The 1,333-nt window shown below is 70.8% G+C and carries 1 protein-coding gene and 1 pseudogene; both read right to left on the bottom strand.

Annotated features, from left to right (window positions below):
* Positions 1 to 807, bottom strand: an 807-nt coding sequence (locus G6017_RS13680) for a PspA/IM30 family protein (protein WP_241731556.1), incomplete at its 3' end; no start/stop codon positions are given.
* Positions 808 to 872: 65 nt separating this feature from the next.
* Positions 873 to 1,333 (bottom strand): annotated as a pseudogene (locus tag G6017_RS16935) (hypothetical protein); the annotation flags it as partial.

The following is a 1,333-nucleotide window of genomic DNA, read 5'->3' as shown; positions in this document are numbered from 1 at the left end:
ACCGTCGGCTCCGGCGCCCCCGGTCAGCTGCCGGTCCGTGGCGCCACCCGCTCCGGCTCCCTCGACGGCGGTGCCGCCACCGCTCAGCCCCATGGACGCCCTGATCTGCTCGAGCTTGCTCCGGCCCTCCGACTCGCGGGTGAACGCCGCCGCGTCGAGCTGCGCGCTGGACGGGGACCCCGTGGCCTCCGCGAGCTCCTGCTTGCCGAGCGCGGTGGTGTAGCGGCCCTCGATCTTGGCGCGGATCTCGTCGAACGTGGGCGAGTTGCCGCCGCCGACCCCCTCCAGCGAGGACATGGAATCGACGGTCCGGTGCTGCATCTCCGCCTGGGTGGCCTGGAGCAGGAGCTGGTCCTCCTGGGCGAGCGTCTCGCGCAGACGCTGGTCGGACTCCCTGACGGCCTGCTTGGCCTGCTCGGCGGCCTGCACTGCCTGCCCGTGCAGCTGCTTGGTGTTCTCGAGGTCCTGCTCCAGGGTGACCATCCGGCTGGCCAGCTGCTCGGCCTGTGCGTCGAACTGGGCGGCGCGGGCGGCGTCCCCCTCGGCGCGAGCCGACTCGGCCACCTGGAGGGTCTGCCGGATCTGGCCCTGCACCTCGTCGAGCTGCCGCGACTTGGTGCCCATGGCGATCTCGAGCTGCTTGGCGTTGCCGATCACGGCGGCTGCCTGGTCCGTCACCGACTTGTGCTGCTGGCGGGCGTTGTCCATGGCCTGGCGGACGAGGATCTTGGGGTCCGCGTTGTCGTCGACCTTCTTGTCGAGCGAGGCCTTGAGGTAGTTCCAGCTCTTGGAGAACGGGTTCGGCATGGCGGGGTCCTTACTCTGTCGGCACCGGCGGGCCCCGGACCGGCAGATCGGTCCGGGGCGTGTTCCTACCTCTTGACGGTACCGAGCAGTGCGGCCACGGGCAGCGCGGTCCGCGGCAGGTAGGGCTGGCGCCACAACCCTCCCGAGGCCGCCCCGTGGGACTCGTGCTCCCACTGCACCCCGACGTCCGGCCGTCCCACGTTGAGGTCGTGGACCAACAAGGCGGCGAGCAGAGCCGACGAGGTGGCGGGTTCGAAGATCTCGATGCCGAACGCGTGCGCCCCCTTGTAGGTGGCGGCGAGGATCTTGTTCTTGGTGACCGAGCGGGTGTCGGTGGCGGGGGCGACGTTGACGGAGACTGTGTGGCCGTCCGCGAACGCGGTGGTGGCGCGCCAGCGCTGGACCCGCTTGGCGAGCGTGTAGTTGGGACCCTGCTGGGGGACCAGCGCATCGTGCACGGCCGGACCGTGCCCCTTCTCGTAGTTGCGGTGGAAGACCTTCTGTCCCGTCAGGGCGCCGACGATCC

The organism is Dietzia sp. B44, assembly GCF_014145245.1.
Taxonomy (GTDB): domain Bacteria; phylum Actinomycetota; class Actinomycetes; order Mycobacteriales; family Mycobacteriaceae; genus Dietzia; species Dietzia natronolimnaea.
The sequence above is the reverse complement of the archived record's forward strand: the minus strand, read 5'-3'. Positions and strand labels throughout refer to the sequence as shown.